Source organism: Pseudomonas izuensis, from assembly GCF_009861505.1.
Classification (GTDB): Bacteria; Pseudomonadota; Gammaproteobacteria; order Pseudomonadales; family Pseudomonadaceae; genus Aquipseudomonas; species Aquipseudomonas izuensis.
The window spans coordinates 185,569-203,524 of the sequence record NZ_WTFT01000002.1 but is presented as its reverse complement, the minus strand read 5'-3'; the positions used below and the strand labels follow the sequence as shown (position 1 = coordinate 203,524).

The window sequence follows — 17,956 nt, the reverse complement described above, 5'->3', positions numbered from 1 at the left end:
TGGCCGATGGGGTGCATTTGTTGGTGGAGCGGGTTTAGCCGTCAGGTCTTTGGTGAATTGAAGATCGCCATCGCGGGCAAGCCTTGCTCCCACAGGCGCATGACGCAAAACCTGTGGGAGCAAGGCTTGCCCGCGATGGGGCCCGTCAGACTAGCCCTGAATCCACTAGCAACTCCTCCAGCGCCAACAAATCCGGCACTTTGGCCACCTGATCCGCCACCTGCACCGCCGCTTTCTCCAGCGAACACAACGGCACATCCACATAGCTCAACTGGCTGTCGAGCTTGTATGAACGCGGAATGCCCTGGACCAGCATTGCGATGAATTTCAGTTCAGGCCGACCACCCAACGCATTGAGAATGACGATCCGCGCGCGTTCGCCGATGACGATTTTGTTGCCGCAGGCTGATTCGAAGCTGAGCAGGGGAATCTGCCGGTTGCGCCAGCTGACCCGCCCCAGGTACCACGGCGGTGTATCGAGATCGAAAGCCGCAGGCTGGTAGCCGATCAGTTCGGCAACAGCGACGTTGGGCAGGATCAGGTTGCGGTCGGCCAGGGGCAGCAGCAGGCCGGTGAGGCTGATGCTGCGCGGGTTGATGCGCGGCTCAAGCATGGGTTTTGCTCCATTGGGCAATGCTTTCGAGCAGTACCGATTCCTGGTACGGCTTGCCGAGGTAATCGTTGACGCCGATGGCCATGGCCCGATCGCGGTGTTTCTGGCCGGTGCGGGAGGTGATCATGATGATCGGCAAATGCTGCAAACGCTCATCGCCACGCACTTGCTTCGCCACTTCGAAGCCGTCCATGCGCGGCATTTCGATGTCCAGCAGCATGATGTCCGGCATGTGCTCTTCGAGCAGCAGCATGGCGTCGACACCGTCCTTGGCCGTCAGCACGTTCATGCCATGACGTTCGAGCAAGCGGCTGGTGACCTTGCGCACCGTGACCGAGTCGTCGACCACCATCACCAGCAACGGCCGTTGTGGTTCGACCTCGACTTCGAGATTTGCCGGGCGCTGCGGCACATGAGCTTGCAGGGCACGGATCGGCGCCAGCAGATCCAGAATCAGCACCACCCGGCCATCCCCCAGAATGGTGGCACCGGACACGCCCTGCACCGCCGCGAACTGTGGGCCGAGACTCTTGACCACGATCTCGCGGGTGCCGGTCATGGCATCGACCTGCACCGCGATATGGCGCTCGTTGCATTGCACCAGCAGCACCGGCAGCGGCAGGCTCTGGCCCAGGAGTTTTGGTCGGGGACTGGTTTTCAGCAATTCGCCCAGATAGCACAGCTCATAGCGTTGCCCGGCGTATTCATAGGCCGGCGGATCGAGGCGGAAGTGCCCTTCGAGTTCGTTGGGCAACACGCGGACGATGCCGTCAATGGTGTTCAGCGGGATCGCGTACTGGTCCTCCCCGCATTGCACCATCAGCGCACGGTTGACCGACACGGTGAACGGCAGGCGGATGCGGAAATGCACACCCTGCCCAGGTACAGAGTCGATGCTCATGCTGCCACCCAATTGCCGCACCTCTTCGTGCACCACGTCCATGCCGACGCCACGCCCGGAGATTTGGGTGATTTTCTCAGCGGTGGAAAACCCCGGTTGCAGGATGAACTGCAATACATCGTGGTCGCTGATATCGCTGCTTGAATCGAGCAGGCCACGTTTGATTGCCTTGCGTCGCACGGCATCCAGCGGCACGCCGGCACCGTCGTCGCGGATATCGAAAATGATGTCGCCGCCTTCGCGCAGCAGGTCGAGGGTGATTCGCCCCTGCGCCGGTTTGCCTGCCGCGACACGCGCCTGGGCGGACTCAAGGCCATGGTCCACGGCATTGCGCAGCATGTGTTCCAGTGGCGCCGCCATGCGCTCGAGTACGTTGCGATCCATTTCGCCCTCGGCGTTGCCGACGATGAACTCGACGTCTTTGCCCAGCTCTTCGGACACCTGGCGAACGATGCGCTTCAAGCGCGGCAGCATTCGTTCGAACGGCACCATGCGCGTACGCATCAGGCCTTCCTGCAATTCGGTGTTGATGCGCCCCTGCTGCTGCAACAGGTTTTCCGCATCCTGATTGCACCGGTCGAGGGTTTCCTTGAGATCGAGCAGGTCGGAGGCGGACTCGAACAAGGCCCGCGACAGCTGCTGCAACTGTGAGTGGCGGTCCATCTCCAACGGGTCGAACTCTTCGTAGCCCAAGCGTTCGGCGTCGACTTGCTGACGACTGAGGATCCGTCCCTGGGTTTCGGTGTCGAGGCGGCGCAACTGATCACGCATGCGTTCGATGGTGGTTTCCATCTCGTTCAAGGCCACTTGAGCATCGCTGACCTGCTGTTCGATGCGGCCGCGGAAGATCGACGTTTCGCCCGCCAGGTTGACCAGGTCGTCGAGCAGTTCCGCCGAGACCTTGACCATGTCCGCGCCGACATCTGCCGGCAGCAGCGGCGTTTCGACCTTGACCACGACGGGCGGCACAACCGCGGTCTGCGCGTCAGGAATTGCTGGATGACTGAAATTTCTGATCGCATCGAGCAATCGGTCGACCGGTGGCAAGGGCTCCCCGGCGCGAGCGGCGTCGAGCATTTGCGCCAGTCGGTCATGGCTGCGTTGCAGCAGCTCAAACAACGCGCCGGTGGGTTTGAGCAGGCCGGTGGACAAACCTTCGTAGAGATACTCCAGTTCGTGGGCCAGATCGCCGATGGGGGTGATTTCCACCATGCGTGCACCGCCCTTGAGGGTGTGCAGGTCGCGCAGCAGGGTTTCCACTTCCTGGCGATTCGAAGGTTCGGCCTGCCAGCGCAACAGCGCCGCACCGGAGCTTTCGATGATGTCGAAACCTTCCTCGAGGAAGATCTCCAGCAAATCGCTGTCGTGATGGGGCGCGTCGTCGGCCACCGGTTCGATCACTTCGGCGGGGCCACTATGACCATGGCGGAAAGCGTGAATGGCCTCGATCAGTTCAGCGGGATCGCTTAGAGATTGGTGGTTCTGCAATTGCTCAAGCTGCTGCGCCAAGTGGTCATGGCTGTGCTGCAGCAATTGCGTCAGCCCTTCGCTATAGCTGTAGCGGCGGTCCACCAGGCCCTCGTAGAGACCTTCCAGCTCATGGGCCAGATCACCGACCGGCTCGACCTCGGCCATCCGCGCGCCGCCCTTGAGGGTGTGCAAGTCCCGTTGCAGTGACGACAGGGGCGCAGCGTTTTGCGGCTCGTTCAACCAACGGTGCAAGGCCTGGTCGGCGCTGTCGAGGATGTCCACCGCTTCTTCGAGGAAGATCGAGACGATCTCTTCATCCAGCTCACGGTCCCGCTCTTCTGTAGGAGCGAGCCTGCTCGCGATGGACTCACCGGCACCGCGTTCGTCCAGAGACAGCGCGTCATCGTTGACGTCCATCGCGAGCAGGCTCGCTCCTACAGGGGGCGGCGTACTCGCTAATTCGGCGGTGACATCGGACAGTTCACGAATGCTCAGCGTGCGGCTGCCGTCACTGCGGATCAGGCCCATGGCCGATGGGTCCAGGCTTTGATCAAGCAAACCATGCAATGCACGAATGCGTTCCGGGCGGGGGCTGACTTCCTGGCCGGCGGCCAGTTCGTCGAGCATGTTGATCAGCGCGTCGTGGGCACTTTGCGCCTCGTGGAAAAACGCCTCGCTGACGGCCAGGCTGCTTTCTTCCACGGCGCCGTAAAGGTCGAGCAAGGCTTCGCAGAGTTCATCCACCGGATCCAGGTCGGCCAGGTGTGCGCCCTCGCCGAGGGTGGTCAATTCGTCCAGCAGCGCAGTGAGTTCCTGGCGTTCGCCGGGGTGTTGCTGCCAGCGTTGCAACAGGCTTTCGGCGTCCAGCAGGATGTCCATGCCCTGGGCCAGGAAGTTGTTGATCAATTGCGGATCTCGCTTGATCCGCAAGCCGCTGCTCGGTGCATTCAAGAGGCCTTGCAGACGCTCGGCCAGCAACGCCTTGGCCCGCTCGATCAAGGCCTGGGCGCCGGGTATCTCGGCCAGAGGGTCGGTCTTTAGCTGGCGCAAGCCAAGGCGGAACAAGCCTTCGGCTTCCAGCAGCATCTCGACTTCGTCCAGGTCCAGGGCAATCTGGTGGGCCCTGTATTCCCGGGTCAATTGATCCAGCGGCGCCGCCAGTTCGACAATCGGCAGCACCCCGGCCATCGACGCACTGCCCTTGAGGGTGTGCAAGGCACGCAGCAACTCATCGCTGGCCTGCAACGGCACGTGTTCGGCGGCCTGGTCGAGGAAGCGGTTGAGGCTGCCCAGATGGGTTTGCGCTTCTTTGCCGAAGATCTCCAGCAATAGCGGATCGAGTGCCGCGACGTCTTGCGTGTCCTCGTCGGATGCCGGCTCTTCGCCCTTGGCCAGTGCATGGGCGCGGGCGGCCAATTGATCGACATCGTTGCGCTGGCGCTGGGTATTGTCGGCAAATTCGGCGATCAGTTCCGGTAACAGCGCCAGGACCTCACTCAGCAACTGTTGCACTGCCGCGCCCGGCGCAATGCTGTGTTCCAGCACGCGGTTAAGCAGGTTTTCCACCGCCCAGGCCAACTCACCCAACACCAGCGCGCGGACCATCCGGCCACTGCCCTTGAGGGTGTGGAAAGCGCGGCGTATCTCACCCAGGGCCGATGTGTTTTCGGGGCTTGCCGACCAGCGTGGTAAGTACTCCTGGAGGATGCCCAGCACCTCTTCGGTTTCTTCGAGGAACACTTCCCGCAACTCGTCGTCCACCGGTTCTTCCCCGGCTGGCGGCGGCAACAGGCTGCCCGGCGTGTACAGCGCAGGCGGATTAATGGCCGATAGCGGATTGGCCAGCACATCCGCCAGGGTCTGGACGATGGCCGGGGCGTCCAGTTCCTGCAGTTGCTGCATGACCTGCGCTTCGCTGGGGCTCAGCACATCTTCAAGCACCGGCACATGTTGTTCGCTGGGCTTTTCGTTAGGGAAGAAGCCGAGGGCTGCCAGGCTGTTTTCCGCGATGTCGAGCAACTGTTCACCGGGGGCTTCGGGGTCGTCGTTGAGGCGTTCCAGGTAATATTCGAGGCTGGCGATGACGTCGGCCAGACTGTCCAGTTCCTGCCAACCGGGCTGGCCAGGATCGAGCATCAAGTGTTCGCGGATGAAATGGTTGCAGGTTTCGACCAGGACCGCCGCACGGCTCAACGGAATCATCGCCAGCGCGCCACGCACCTGCGTCAGCAAGGCCGGCAGCGCCTGCAATTGCTGACGGTCCCAGTCGGCGTCGATGTAGTCGACGATCATGTCCTTGGCCTGTTGCAGGCAGATGCGTGCTTCCTTGATCACGATCTGATGGATCTGCGTCAGGTCGGTGGTCGGCAGACAGTTGTCTTCCTGGCTCTCCGGCTCGACGGTGCCGACCATGCCGGCCAGGGTGGCTTCGACGTAGAGCAAGGCCCCGGCGACGTCCATGAGAATCGCGTCATCGGGCGCGCGATGCCCCTGGGCGAGGCTCAATACCACCGCCAGTTGATCGATGATGACCTTGCGCGGCTGGCCGAATCCCAGCACCGCCAGGGTGTCGGCGATTTGCCGCAGCGGCGCCAGCAGGCTGTCCAGGTCCGAGGCGTGTTGCCGGTCGCTGCGCACGAACAGGTCGAGGCGCTCCTTGACCCGGACCAGTTCTTCACACAGTGCCGCCAATACCGAACGCATGGCATCTCGGTCGGGACCGGCCAGCCGTGCGCGTTCTTCATCGACCATCGCGCTGTCCGGCAGCGCGTCGTCCAGTCCGTAGCGATCTTTCATGGTCAGCATCTGCCCGGTGGGGTGTTCGGCCTTGGCGATATAGAACAACAAACTCTTGAGCAGCTCCGGCGGCGCCGGCTGATTAATGGCGCGCATGCCCTGTTCGAGCAGGCGCTTGAGTTCCTTGTCGGCGTCCTTGAACAGGCTGCGCAAGGCCGGGCTGTTAGCGATCGCGCCGCCGCGCATGCCTTCGACCAGCGCCGAAGCAACCTGCCACAACGGGCTCAGGGGGGCGTTGCCGCACAGGCTTTCGAGACGGGAAAACACCTTGACCAGGTAGCCGAGGTTTGTGTCGTCATCCTGCTCACGGAGCAGGCCAACCAGGGCCATTTGCAGCATCTGCCGCAGTTTGCGCAATACATTCGGCAAATCTGCCGGTTCCAGCAATGCCAGGGACTCGGCGTTCAGGGGTGGCAGGTCCGGCAATTGCGGACTGAACAGGCTGGTTTCCGACAACAGGCTTTCACCACGGGCGCTGCGCAGGTCGTTGATCAACGGCAGTACCACCAGCGGCAAATCGCGACGGGCGCCCTGCACCCGGTCGAGGTAGATCGGCAGTTGTCCCAGGGCTTGCAGCATCAGATGCAGCGCTTCATCGCGATGGCTGACGCGATTGTGCTGCAACGCGGCGACCAGTTGCTCCATCTCTTCGGCGAGCAGGGCCGCGCCGTAGAACTCGACCATCTGCAAACTGCCGTGAACCTGATGGATGCACGCCAGGCAATCGCTCAGGGCATGCGTCGCCTGCGGGTCATCAAGCTGGGTTTCGATCGCGTGATGAGCCTGCTTCAGCGTTTCGGCAATCTCGCCCTTGACCCATTCGAGGGCCACATAGTCGTGCCGATCACCCATAACCACTCCACTTCCCACTTCAGTCAAGTTGCAAACGCCCGCAGGCGATTCAAGCGTTGTCCGTCACCTGCGCCTTGGTCGCCGGCAAGGTGAAACCGGATACCGACCGCCGCAGCTGGCTGGCCATTTTCGCCAGGTTGCCGATGCTCTCGGCAGTGGCGGTGGAACCGGACGAGGTCTGCGAGGTGATCTGCTGGATCACATTCATCGTCAGGGAAATCTGACCGGCGGACGACGTCTGTTGTTGGGCGGCATTGGAAATGCTCTGGATCAGTGCCGCGAGGGTTTTTGAAACCCCTTCGATTTCTTCCAGCGCCACTCCTGCATCCTGCGCCAGGCGGGCGCCGCGCACCACTTCAGTGGTGGTCTGCTCCATGGAAATTACCGCTTCATTGGTATCGGTCTGGATCGCCCGCACCAGGGTCTCGATCTGCCGCGTGGCAGCCGAAGAGCGTTCCGCCAGCCGTTGCACTTCGTCGGCGACCACCGCGAAACCGCGTCCGGCATCACCGGCCATGGATGCCTGGATCGCCGCGTTGAGCGCCAGGATGTTGGTCTGATCGGCAATGTCATCGATCAGGCTGACAATGTCGCCGATTTCCTGGGAAGACTCACCCAGGCGCTTGATCCGCTTGGCGGTGTCCTGAATCTGTTCGCGAATATTGTCCATGCCATGGATGGTGTTGTGCACCACCTCGTTGCCCTTGTTGGCGATTTCCACCGAGCGCTCGGCCACCGCCGAGGACTCGGCGGCGTTGGCCGACACCTGATCGATGGACTCGGCCATGTCATTGATCGCGGTGGAGGCTTCGGAAATCTGTTGCGCCTGATGCTCCGAAGCCTGCGCCAGGTGCATGGCGGTGGCCTGGGTTTCCTGCACGGCGGCGGCGACCTGCCCGGCGGTCAGGTTGATGGTTGCGACGAGGTCGCGCAGTTGGTCCACGGAATAGTTGATCGAGTCGGCGATGGTGCCGGTGAAGTCTTCGGTCACCGAAGCGGTCACGGTCAGGTCACCATCGGCCAGGTCCTCGATCTCGTCCAGCAGACGCATGATCGCATTCTGGTTGCGCTCATTTTTCTCGGCGGTTTCCCGCAACTGGCGATTGGTTTCGCGCACCATCACCAGACCGATGAGAATGATCGACATCAGCGCTGCCAGGCCCAACACGTAGCCGCCGATGGTATCGGTGCCACGTCCGCCGGCAAGGTTTTCGAAACCGCTGGCCAGGTGCGAGGCTTCGTCGAGCAGGGTTTGCGAAAGGCTGAAAATATTGGTGGCCGATTCGCGCACCTTGAACAGTTCGGGTGAGGTTTCGAGGATTTCATCCACCGAACCGGAAACGAATTCGAACAGCTCCGAAATCTCCATCAATCGCGCCCGCGCATCGCGATCTTCGACCTGGCTGACCCGCAGCGCCACATTGCCCTGAAGCATGCCATTGAGCACCTGGCCGAAACGTGCCGCGTCACGACCGAAGGCGTCGGCAGCCTGTTGCGAGTTTTCGTCCCCGGACAACACCGTATTCACCGCCCCCAGAATGCGCTCGGCCAGCAGCGATTGACGCTGAGCCATGGCTACCTGAGCGGCCGGTGCACCGCGCTGCAAGAGGATCTCCACCACTTTCTCGTACTCGACCTGCAATTGCGGCACGGTTTCAGCCAGTGTCGCGGCGACCTGATGCAGTGACAACACCGTCTGCTCGCTGGAGAGGATGGCGTCGGTGTTTTTCAGCAGGCGTTCCCAGTCCACCTGCACGGCGCGCATTTCCGGGCGTACGGCTGCCGGGGCCGGCGGCAGGCCGGTGGAAGGGTCGCCCTTCTTCAAATAACTCCAGCGCTGGGCAAAATCATTGCGCGCATCGCTAAGCAACTTGAACGCCGCAGCCTTGCCGGCGGCGGCTTCGGTGGCGTTCTTGGCAATGCGCTGGGACAGCACGCGCAGCTCGCCAGCGTGACCGATGTACTGTTTGTCGTACGTGGCCTGGGTATTGAGGTGCGCGAAGTTGGCGAACAACAGCATGATGAAAACGATCAGCGCAATGAACAGCGCGATGATCTGCGAACGACTGCGCGACCCTTCCATTGGCTTGCCTGTTTTTGCTTTTATCATCGGTCTTCGCCTGTTAACCACACCCTTTCAAACCCTGCCGAAAAACCCACAAAGAGCCAGAGCTACACCGCGATGTTCATGAATCCTTGCGACCGCACAAACGCAAACGGACTGAATACCCGCCAGTTCTGCTCGCCGTGAAAACAGCCTTCTACAAACGGCGACATCGCCCCCTGCACTTCATCTGCCGACACAGGATTCAAGCTGTCCCGGGCAAAGTGTTGGAGACCGAAGACCTCATCGACCATCAGCCCGGCGAACACCTCTTGATGTTCCACCACCAACACCCGGCGCTGCCTGCGCGGCGTCGACAGCTCATGACCCGGCTCTTTAGCAGAAAAGAAAGCGCCCAAATCCATGATCGGCAGCAAGCGCCCGCGCAGGTTGGCTACGCCCTTGACCCAGGACTTGACGCCCGGCACCTGGGTAAAGCGCGGCTCGTGCAGCACTTCACTGACCTCGCCCATGGGCGCGACGTACCAATGCTCGCCCAGGCGAAAGCCGATGCCGCTCCAGCTGTCCTGCCGGGTCGGCTGGGACGGCAGGTCCGCGGCCAACAGGCGACAGCGCTGGTCGATCTGCAGCAGCAGCTCAAAGGCCGTCAGCGACTCGGTCATGGCCGCACGTTCAACCGTTGAGCACGTTGTTCAGGGTCTTGAGCAGCGTTTCTTCGTCGACCGGTTTCGTCAGGTAGTCCTTGGCACCCTGGCGCGTGCCCCAGACCTTATCGGTCTCCTGATCCTTGGTGGTGATGATGATCACCGGGATGTGCCCGGTTTCCGGGTCTTTGGTCAATTGACGGGTTGCCTGGAACCCGTTGAGGCCGGGCATGACGATGTCCATCAGCACCGCATCGGGTTTTTCCAGGCGGGCCAGGGCCACGCCGTCGGCGCCGTTTTCGGCTTTCAAGACTTCATGACCGTGCTTTTCCAGCATGCCGGTCAGTTTGTACATTTCAGTCGGCGAATCATCGACGATCAGAATACGTGCCATGGTCTTCCCCATTCTTGTCGGCACACGGCCCGCTGGCCGAGCGTCACTTCAGGTGTCTTACTGCGGCAGAACGGCGGCGAAGCCCGGAACATGGGCCTGGATCGCGTTCAGCAGTTCTTCCTTGCTGAAAGGCTTGGTCAAAAACTGGTCGGAGCCGACGATGCGCCCCTTGGCCTTGTCGAACAACCCGTCCCTGGACGACAGCATAATCACTGGCGTGGACTTGAACGCACTGTTGTTCTTGATTAAAGCGCAGGTCTGATAGCCATCCAGACGCGGCATCATGATGTCGACGAAGATGATGCCGGGGTGATTGTCGGCAATCTTGGCCAAGGCATCGAAACCGTCGATGGCCGTGATGACCTCACAACCCACGTTCTTGAGCAGTGTTTCGGCGGTGCGGCGAATCGTCTTCGAATCGTCGATCACCATCACCTTCAAGGCGCTGGAATGCTGTTCCATAAATGCTCTGCCGTCGCCTTTGCGAATCAAATTGTCCATTTGCGGTAACAGGTGGCTCGAAACCCTTGATGTTCAAGGGCCAGCCCAACATGGCAGCCTTTTTAGCACAGTCTCCAAATCCAATCTATCGACCGGCCATGGCAGTGGTTTTTCCTTGACCGGGAACACACTCGGCGCCACTCTGACGCCACTTTTATACGGTCCTTTGGCCTGCTCTTCTGTAGGAGCGAGCCTGCTCGCGATGGAGTGTCAGTCGACACCAATGCAACTGATCCACCATCGCGAGCAGGCTCGCTCCTACAGTAGATCGACATTGCGCCCCCAACTTTCGAGGAAAGACCCATGAGCGTTCGCGTCGGGATTGTCATGGACCCTATCGCCAGCATCTCCTATAAAAAGGATAGCTCGCTGGCCATGCTGCTGGCCGCGCAGAAGCGCGGCTGGGAACTGTTCTATATGGAACAGCGCGACCTCTACCAGGCCGAAGGCCAGGCTCGGGCGCGCATGCGTCCGCTCAAGGTATTCGCCAACCCGGAAAAATGGTTCGAACTGGAAGCCGAGCAGGATGCCCTGCTCAGTGACCTGGACGTGATCCTGATGCGCAAGGATCCGCCGTTCGACATGGAATTCGTGTATTCCACCTACCTGCTGGAACAAGCCGAAAGCGCCGGCGTGCTGGTGGTCAACAAGCCGCAGAGCCTGCGCGACTGCAACGAAAAGCTGTTCGCCACGCTGTTCCCGCAATGCACGCCGCCGACCATCGTCAGCCGCCGCCCGGACGTGCTGCGCGAGTTCGCCGATCACCACGGCGACGTGATCCTCAAGCCGCTGGACGGCATGGGTGGCTCCTCGATTTTCCGTCACACCGCCGGCCACCCGAACCTGTCGGTGATCCTTGAAACCCTGACCCTGCACGGTCAGCAACAGATCATGATCCAGGGTTACCTGCCGGCCATCGTCGATGGCGACAAGCGCATCCTGATGATCGACGGCGAGCCGGTGGATTACTGCCTGGCACGTATCCCCGCCGCAGGCGAAACCCGTGGCAACCTTGCTGCCGGTGGCCGTGGCGAAGCGCGTCCACTGACCGAGAAAGATCGCTGGATCGCCGCCCAAGTCGGCCCGACACTGCGCGAGAAAGGCCTGCTGTTCGTGGGTCTGGACGTGATTGGCGAGCATCTGACCGAAATCAACGTTACCAGCCCGACCTGCATCCGCGAAATCGACAATGCCTTCGGCACTGACATCGGCGGCCTGTTGATGGATGCCATCGATCAGAAGCTCAAGGCCCGTTGATAAGCCAAACCAACATTGCGTTATCATGCGCGGCCTGTGAAAACGCGATGTTGGTTTCCTTGTCATGACCCTCCCGTCCGATCTGCCCCCCGAACTCGCCCATAGCGGCGTGCGCCCGGCCGATCGCCTCGGTTTTACCCTGTTTCTGGCGGCGCTGGTGCACCTGGCGCTGCTGCTGGGCGTCGGCTTTACGGTGGTCGAACCCAAACAGATCAGCAGAACCCTGGAAATCACCCTCGCCACCTTCAAAAGCGAAAAGAAGCCGGAAAAAGCCGATTTTCTCGCTCAGGAGAATCAGCAAGGCAGCGGCACCCTGGATAAAAAGGCCATTCCCAAGACCACCGAGGTCGCGCCGTTCCAGGACAACAAGGTGCAGAAAGTGACACCTCCACCCGCGGCCAAGCCTGAAGTTCAGGAAGCGGCGCCCAAGGCTGCCGTGACCACCGTCGCGCCGAAGCCGAAAAAAGCAGCGACCAAGACCGAAGAACCCAAGCCTGTCACCAAACCTGCGATCGCTGCGCCGACGTTCGACACCGAACAGCTGTCCAGCGACATCGCCAGCCTGGAAGCGGAACTGGCCAACGAACAACAGCAATACGCCAAACGCCCACGCATCCACCGCCTGAGCGCTGCCTCGACCATGCGCGACAAGGGCGCCTGGTATAAGGACGAATGGCGCAAGAAGGTCGAGCGCATCGGCAACCTCAATTACCCGGACGAAGCCCGTCGCCAACAGATTTACGGGAATTTGCGCCTGATGGTATCGATCAACCGCGACGGCTCGCTGTATGAGGTGCTGGTGCTGGAGTCCTCCGGGCAACCGCTGCTGGATCAGGCGGCCCAGCGCATCGTGCGCCTGGCGGCACCCTTTGCACCGTTTACCGGCGATTTGTCGGACATCGACCGCCTGGAGATCATCCGCACCTGGAAATTTGCGCGCGGGGATCGCCTCTCCAGTAACTGACTGGCAGATGACCTGTAGGAGCTGGCTTGCCAGCGAAGGCGGCGGCTCACTCAACATCTTCGTTGAATATGAAATCGCTTTCGCCAGCAAGCCGGCTCCTACAGCCATTCAATCTCAAGCAAACATCGATTCCCCAGCTTGTCAGTTCGCCCCTCCAACGCCACACTAGCGCTCATGAAAAACGTCAACCCCAGCTACCTCAAGCATCACTTCCTGATCGCCATGCCTCACATGGTCGACCCGAACTTTGCGCACACCTTGACCTACATCGTCGAGCACACGGCCAATGGTGCCATGGGGCTGGTGGTCAACCGCCCGCAGGACCTGAACCTGGCCGATATCCTCGAGCAATTGCGCCCTGAGATCGAGCCGCCAGTCCTTTGCCAGCATGTGCCGATCTTCATCGGCGGGCCGGTCCAGACCGATCGCGGTTTTGTCCTGCACCCGTCGGGCAAGTCCTTCCAGGCGACCGTTGATCTGGAAGACGACTTGTCCTTGTCGACGTCTCAGGACGTGCTGTTCGCCATTGCCGATGGCGTCGGCCCGGCGAAAAGCCTGATCGTCCTCGGTTACGCCGGCTGGGAAGCCGGGCAACTGGAAGCTGAGCTGGCGCAGAACGCCTGGCTGACCTGCCCGTTCGACGCCGACATCCTGTTCAACACCAGCAGCGAACTGCGCCTCGAAGCGGCGGCTAAACACCTGGGCATTAACCTCAGCCTGCTCACCAGTCAGGCGGGGCACGCCTGATGGCCCTGCGGCTGATTCTGGGTTTTGACTACGGCACCAAATCGATCGGCGTTGCGGTCGGCCAGGTGATTACCGGTCAGGCTCGTGAGTTGTGCACCCTGAAAGCGCAGAACGGCATTCCCGACTGGGATAAGGTCGATGCGCTGATAAAGGAATGGAAACCCGACGCCGTGGTGGTTGGCTTGCCATTGAACATGGACGGCACGCCCAGCGACATGTGCGCCCGTGCGGAGAAATTTGCCCGCCGCCTCAATGGCCGTTTCAACCTGCCCTTCTATACCCACGATGAACGCCTGACCACCTTCGAAGCCAAAGGCGAGCGTATGGCCCGTGGCGGACAGAAAGGCAGCTACCGTGACAACCCGGTCGATGCCATCGCCGCCGCCCTGCTGCTGCAAGGCTGGCTCGACGAAAACGGCGCACTGTTCGAATCCTGATGCACCTAACCGAAGAGTCGCCAGGCGCCTCTTTTAGCTACAACCCGAGCCACCTCAAGCACACGCTCGCTCGGGCCCAAGAAGGAGCAACCATGAGCCTGCCCAATCCCGCCGAACTGATCAGCCAGATGGCGATCCGTCTCAAGGCACACCTGGAACACCGTGGCATCAGCGAACCGCGTTACATCGGCATCCGCACCGGCGGTGTCTGGGTAGCCCAGGCCCTGCTCAAAGAGCTGGGGAGCCAGGAGCCCCTCGGCACGCTCGACGTTTCCTTTTATCGCGACGACTTCAGCCAGAACGGCCTGCACCCGCAAGTGCGCCCCTCGGCCCTGCCGTTCGAAATCGAAGGCCAGCACCTGGTGCTGATCGATGATGTGCTCATGAGCGGCCGCACCATCCGCGCCGCCATGAACGAACTCTTCGACTATGGCCGCCCGGCCAGCGTGACCCTCGTGTGCCTGCTGGACCTGGACGCCGGCGAGCTGCCGATCCGCCCGAACGTGTTGGGCGCGACCCTCTCCCTGGCGGCCCACGAGCGAGTGAAACTGTCCGGCCCGGAGCTTACGCTCGAACTGCAAGACCTCGCCCTTTAATTCGCCCTATCGAGAGTCCCCCTTGCGATGACGCCTCCAGAAACCAAGCGCCCGCTGCAGCTCAATGACCAGGGCCAGCTACGCCACTTCCTCTCGCTCGACGGTTTGCGCCGCGAGTTGCTGACGGAAATCCTCGACACCGCCGACTCCTTCCTCGAAGTTGGTGCCCGGGCGGTGAAGAAGGTCCCGTTGTTGCGCGGCAAAACCGTGTGCAACGTGTTCTTCGAGAACTCCACCCGCACCCGTACCACCTTCGAACTGGCGGCCCAGCGCCTGTCGGCGGACGTGATCACCCTGAACGTGTCGACATCGTCGGCGAGCAAGGGGGAAACCTTGCTCGATACCCTGCGCAACCTGGAAGCCATGGCCGCCGACATGTTCGTCGTGCGCCACGGTGATTCCGGTGCCGCGCACTTCATCGCCGAGCACGTATGCCCGCAAGTGGCGATCATCAACGGCGGCGACGGCCGTCACGCCCACCCGACCCAGGGCATGCTCGACATGCTCACCATCCGCCGGCACAAGGGCGGCTTCGAAAACCTGTCGGTGGCCATCGTCGGTGACATCCTGCACTCGCGGGTCGCGCGCTCGAACATGCTGGCGCTGAAAACCCTGGGCTGCCCGGACATCCGCGTGATCGCGCCGAAGACCCTGCTGCCGATCGGCATCGAGCAATACGGGGTGAAGGTCTACACCGACATGACCGAAGGCCTGAAAGACGTCGACGTGGTGATCATGCTGCGCCTGCAGCGTGAGCGCATGACCGGCGGCCTGCTGCCCAGCGAAGGCGAGTTCTACCGCCTGTTCGGCCTGACCACCGCGCGCCTGGCCGGCGCCAAGCCCGATGCCATCGTCATGCACCCGGGCCCGATCAACCGTGGCGTGGAGATCGAATCGGCGGTGGCCGACGGCCCGCACTCGGTGATCCTTAACCAGGTGACCTACGGCATCGCGATTCGTATGGCGGTGCTATCCATGGCCATGAGCGGACAAACTGCGCAGCGCCAATTCGAGCAGGAGAACGTTCAGTGAAGCTCAGCATTCTCGGCGCCCGCGTCATCGATCCGGCCAGCGGCCTGGATCAAGTCACCGATATCCATGTAGAAGCCTGCAAGATCGTCGCCATTGGCGCCGCACCGGCCGACTTCGTCGCTGTTGACACTATCGACGCCAAAGGCCTGGTGGCCGCCCCTGGCCTGGTCGATCTCAACGTCGCCCTGCGCGAACCGGGCTACAGCCGCAAAGGCTCGATCGCCAGCGAAACCCGTGCCGCCGCGGCCGGTGGCATCACCAGCCTGTGCTGCCCGCCAAAAACCAAACCGGTGCTGGACACTTCGGCGGTGGCCGAACTGATCCTCGACCGCGCCCGCGAAGCCGGCAACACCAAAGTGTTCCCGATCGGCGCGCTGAGCAAAGGCCTGGACGGCGAACAGCTGGCCGAACTGGTCGCCCTGCGCGATGCCGGGTGCGTGGCCTTCGGCAACGGCCTGGAGAGCTTCCGCAACACCCGCACCCTGTGCCGGGCGCTGGACTACGCGGCAACTTTCGACCTGACGGTGATTTTCAACTCCCAGGATCACGACCTCGCCGAAGGCGGACTGGCCCATGAAGGCCCGACCGCAAGCTTCCTCGGCTTGCCGGGTATTCCGGAGACCGCAGAAACCGTGGCCCTGGCTCGGGACCTGTTGCTGGTTGAGCAAACCGGCGTGCGCGCGCACTTCAGCCAGCTCACCAGCGCACGGGGCGTGGCCCTGATTGCTCAGGCCCAGGCTCGTGGCTTGAAAGTTACGGCGGATGTGGCGCTCTACCAGCTGATCCTGACCGACGAAGCGCTGATCGACTTCAGCAGCCTGTATCACGTCCAGCCGCCGCTGCGCACCCGCGCCGACCGCGATGGCCTGCGTGCAGCGGTGAAATCCGGCGTGATCTCGGCCATTTCCAGCCATCACCAGCCCCATGAGCGGGACGCCAAACTGGCGCCGTTCGGTGCCACGGAGCCGGGCATCAGCAGCGTTGAATTACTGCTGCCGCTGGCGATGACATTGGTGGAAGACGGCTTGCTGGATTTGCCGACGTTGCTGGCACGTCTCGGCAATGGCCCTGCCGAGGCGCTGCGCCTGCCGGCGGGGAAACTGGCGGTCGGCGGTGCGGCAGATATCGTGCTGTTCGATCCTGCGGCCTCGACCGTGGCCGGTGAGACCTGGCTGTCCAAGGGTGAGAACTGCCCGTTCATTGGCCACAGCCTGCCGGGCGTGGTGCGTTATACCCTGGTGGATGGACGGATCAGTCACCAGGCATAAAACCGCGTCGAGCGGTTCGCCAGCAAGCCGGCTCCTACAAAATGTGAGACGTTCACAGCCTCTGTAGGAGCTGGCTTGCCAGCGAAGGCTTACTGGAAGGCGCCTCGATTCTGGGCATTACGCAGCGAAACCTGGTCGTTCAACGTCCAGAAGTCATACAGCACCCCCACGAAGAACAATCCACCCGTCAGCAGGTACAGCAAACCGCTGATCCATTTCCCCTGATACATCCGGTGTACGCCGAACACCCCGAGAAACGTCAGCAGAATCCACGCCACGTTGTATTCGATCGGCCCGGCAGTGAACCGCAGGTCCGCTTCGCGGTCCATTGCCGGGATCAGGAAAACGTCGATCAACCAGCCAATCCCCAGCAAACCGAAGGTGAAGAACCAGATCGTCCCGGTTACCGGTTTGCCGTAATAGAAGCGATGAGCACCGGTAAAACCGAAAACCCAAAGCAAATATCCGATCACTTTACTGTGGGTGTCCTGATGCGGGACGGGGGGTTGATAGGTGTTCATGGATGACCTCGATTCACACGATAGATAAATATTCTTTAAATCTTTGTGACTTTTTTACGAGCAGCCGACGTATGGCAAATGTTAAGTTCCCCTCCGTCAAACCCTTGTAGCACCTGACTTCTGTCGGACAATTGCGTCAATTTACCGCTTGATTGGTTCCGTTAGACCCCGATGGAATCGACCAACGGCCTCGGAATGCCAAAAAAAGCTGTTATAAAGTTGCGCGCTAACCCATACGAGCCTTGCCTAATGCGTCCATTTTTCAAGACATGGCTAACCATTTGCCTATTATTGCCACTGGCCGCCCACGCCACCAATCGTGAGCAACGTCTTCCGAACGTTAATGGTTACACCCCAAAATCCCATGCCTCTGCTCCTTCGAGCAAAAGCAAGAAATCGAGCAAACACGCTCCACAGTTGGTCAGCAACAAAGGCGGCCTGGTTCCGCCCATGGCGACCAAGGAAAGCAGCAATGTGCTGAGCCGTGCCGTCAACGTCCTCGGTACGCCATACCGTTGGGGCGGCAGCAGCCCGAGCAAAGGTTTCGATTGCAGCGGCCTGGTGAAATACGCCTTCAATGACGCCACGTTTGACCTGCCGCGCACGTCCAATGCCATGGCCAGCGGTCATGGCGACAAAGTCGATCGCGCCGACCTGAAACCGGGCGATCTGATTTTCTTCAACATCAAGAGCCGTCGAGTCAATCACGTTGCCATCTACCTGGGCAACGACCGCTTCATCCACGCGCCTCGCCGTGGCAAGTCGGTGACCATCGACACCTTGAAGAAACCGTATTGGGAAAACCACTACGTGGTGGCCAAGCGGGTTCTGCCGAAAGACCAGAAAGCGTTGCAGGTTGTTCAGCGCTGATTCAAGCGCCCGGGGGCTTACCTGGGAT

At 61.3% G+C, this 17,956-nt stretch carries 15 protein-coding genes; 8 read left to right on the top strand and 7 right to left on the bottom strand.

The window, feature by feature from the left end:
- Window positions 1-145: 145 nt before the first annotated feature.
- From GPL81_RS01135 to pilG, 6 genes are all read right to left on the bottom strand, one after another.
- Entirely contained in the window at window positions 146-613 is a 468-nt protein-coding gene (locus GPL81_RS01135) for a chemotaxis protein CheW (RefSeq protein WP_160104868.1), read from the bottom strand.
- A complete protein-coding gene (locus tag GPL81_RS01130) occupies window positions 606-6,632 on the bottom strand; it encodes a hybrid sensor histidine kinase/response regulator (RefSeq protein ID WP_160104867.1) in 6,027 nt (2,008 codons plus the stop codon). The genes GPL81_RS01135 and GPL81_RS01130 overlap by 8 nt, the downstream gene beginning before the upstream one ends.
- A 49-nt stretch (window positions 6,633-6,681) precedes the next feature.
- Window positions 6,682-8,742 carry a methyl-accepting chemotaxis protein gene (locus GPL81_RS01125; RefSeq protein ID WP_160104866.1) on the bottom strand — a complete coding sequence of 687 codons (2,061 nt, stop codon included), beginning with the start codon at window positions 8,740-8,742 and terminating at the stop codon, window positions 6,682-6,684.
- Window positions 8,743-8,804: 62 nt separating this feature from the next.
- On the bottom strand, window positions 8,805-9,359 hold the full coding sequence (locus GPL81_RS01120; RefSeq protein WP_160104865.1) for a chemotaxis protein CheW: 555 nt from the start codon (window positions 9,357-9,359) through the stop codon (window positions 8,805-8,807).
- A gap of 10 nt (window positions 9,360-9,369) precedes the next feature.
- Window positions 9,370-9,735: a twitching motility response regulator PilH gene (pilH, locus tag GPL81_RS01115; RefSeq protein ID WP_096514418.1), complete on the bottom strand. Its 366-nt coding sequence runs from the start codon at window positions 9,733-9,735 to the stop codon at window positions 9,370-9,372.
- A gap of 57 nt (window positions 9,736-9,792) precedes the next feature.
- On the bottom strand, window positions 9,793-10,197 hold the full coding sequence (gene pilG, locus GPL81_RS01110) for a twitching motility response regulator PilG (RefSeq protein WP_096515628.1): 405 nt from the start codon (window positions 10,195-10,197) through the stop codon (window positions 9,793-9,795).
- A 342-nt stretch (window positions 10,198-10,539) separates the two neighbouring features.
- Between pilG and gshB the strand changes: the two genes are divergently transcribed.
- The 7 genes from gshB (at window position 10,540) to GPL81_RS01075 (ending at window position 16,537) form a co-directional block, all read left to right on the top strand.
- Window positions 10,540-11,493, top strand: coding sequence for a glutathione synthase (gene gshB / locus GPL81_RS01105; protein ID WP_096514417.1), 954 nt, complete (start codon window positions 10,540-10,542; stop codon window positions 11,491-11,493).
- A gap of 64 nt (window positions 11,494-11,557) precedes the next feature.
- Window positions 11,558-12,457, top strand: coding sequence for an energy transducer TonB (locus GPL81_RS01100; protein ID WP_160104864.1), 900 nt, complete (start codon window positions 11,558-11,560; stop codon window positions 12,455-12,457).
- A 174-nt stretch (window positions 12,458-12,631) separates the two neighbouring features.
- Window positions 12,632-13,204, top strand: coding sequence for a YqgE/AlgH family protein (locus tag GPL81_RS01095; protein WP_160104863.1), 573 nt, complete (start codon window positions 12,632-12,634; stop codon window positions 13,202-13,204).
- Window positions 13,204-13,641, top strand: coding sequence for a Holliday junction resolvase RuvX (gene ruvX, locus GPL81_RS01090; protein ID WP_160104862.1), 438 nt, complete (start codon window positions 13,204-13,206; stop codon window positions 13,639-13,641). The genes GPL81_RS01095 and ruvX overlap by 1 nt, the downstream gene beginning before the upstream one ends.
- A gap of 92 nt (window positions 13,642-13,733) precedes the next feature.
- Window positions 13,734-14,237: a bifunctional pyr operon transcriptional regulator/uracil phosphoribosyltransferase PyrR gene (pyrR, locus tag GPL81_RS01085; RefSeq protein WP_096514413.1), complete on the top strand. Its 504-nt coding sequence runs from the start codon at window positions 13,734-13,736 to the stop codon at window positions 14,235-14,237.
- A 27-nt stretch (window positions 14,238-14,264) separates the two neighbouring features.
- A complete protein-coding gene (locus GPL81_RS01080; protein ID WP_096514412.1) occupies window positions 14,265-15,269 on the top strand; it encodes an aspartate carbamoyltransferase catalytic subunit in 1,005 nt (334 codons plus the stop codon).
- A complete protein-coding gene (locus GPL81_RS01075) occupies window positions 15,266-16,537 on the top strand; it encodes a dihydroorotase (RefSeq protein ID WP_160104861.1) in 1,272 nt (423 codons plus the stop codon). The genes GPL81_RS01080 and GPL81_RS01075 overlap by 4 nt, the downstream gene beginning before the upstream one ends.
- Window positions 16,538-16,626: 89 nt before the next feature.
- Here GPL81_RS01075 and GPL81_RS01070 read toward each other — a convergent pair whose 3' ends face one another.
- Window positions 16,627-17,058, bottom strand: coding sequence for an NINE protein (locus GPL81_RS01070; RefSeq protein WP_096514410.1), 432 nt, complete (start codon window positions 17,056-17,058; stop codon window positions 16,627-16,629).
- 249 nt (window positions 17,059-17,307) lie between these two features.
- On the opposite strand from GPL81_RS01070, the gene GPL81_RS01065 reads away from it, so the two are divergent.
- Entirely contained in the window at window positions 17,308-17,928 is a 621-nt protein-coding gene (locus GPL81_RS01065; protein WP_160104860.1) for a C40 family peptidase, read from the top strand.
- Window positions 17,929-17,956 lie beyond the last annotated feature (28 nt).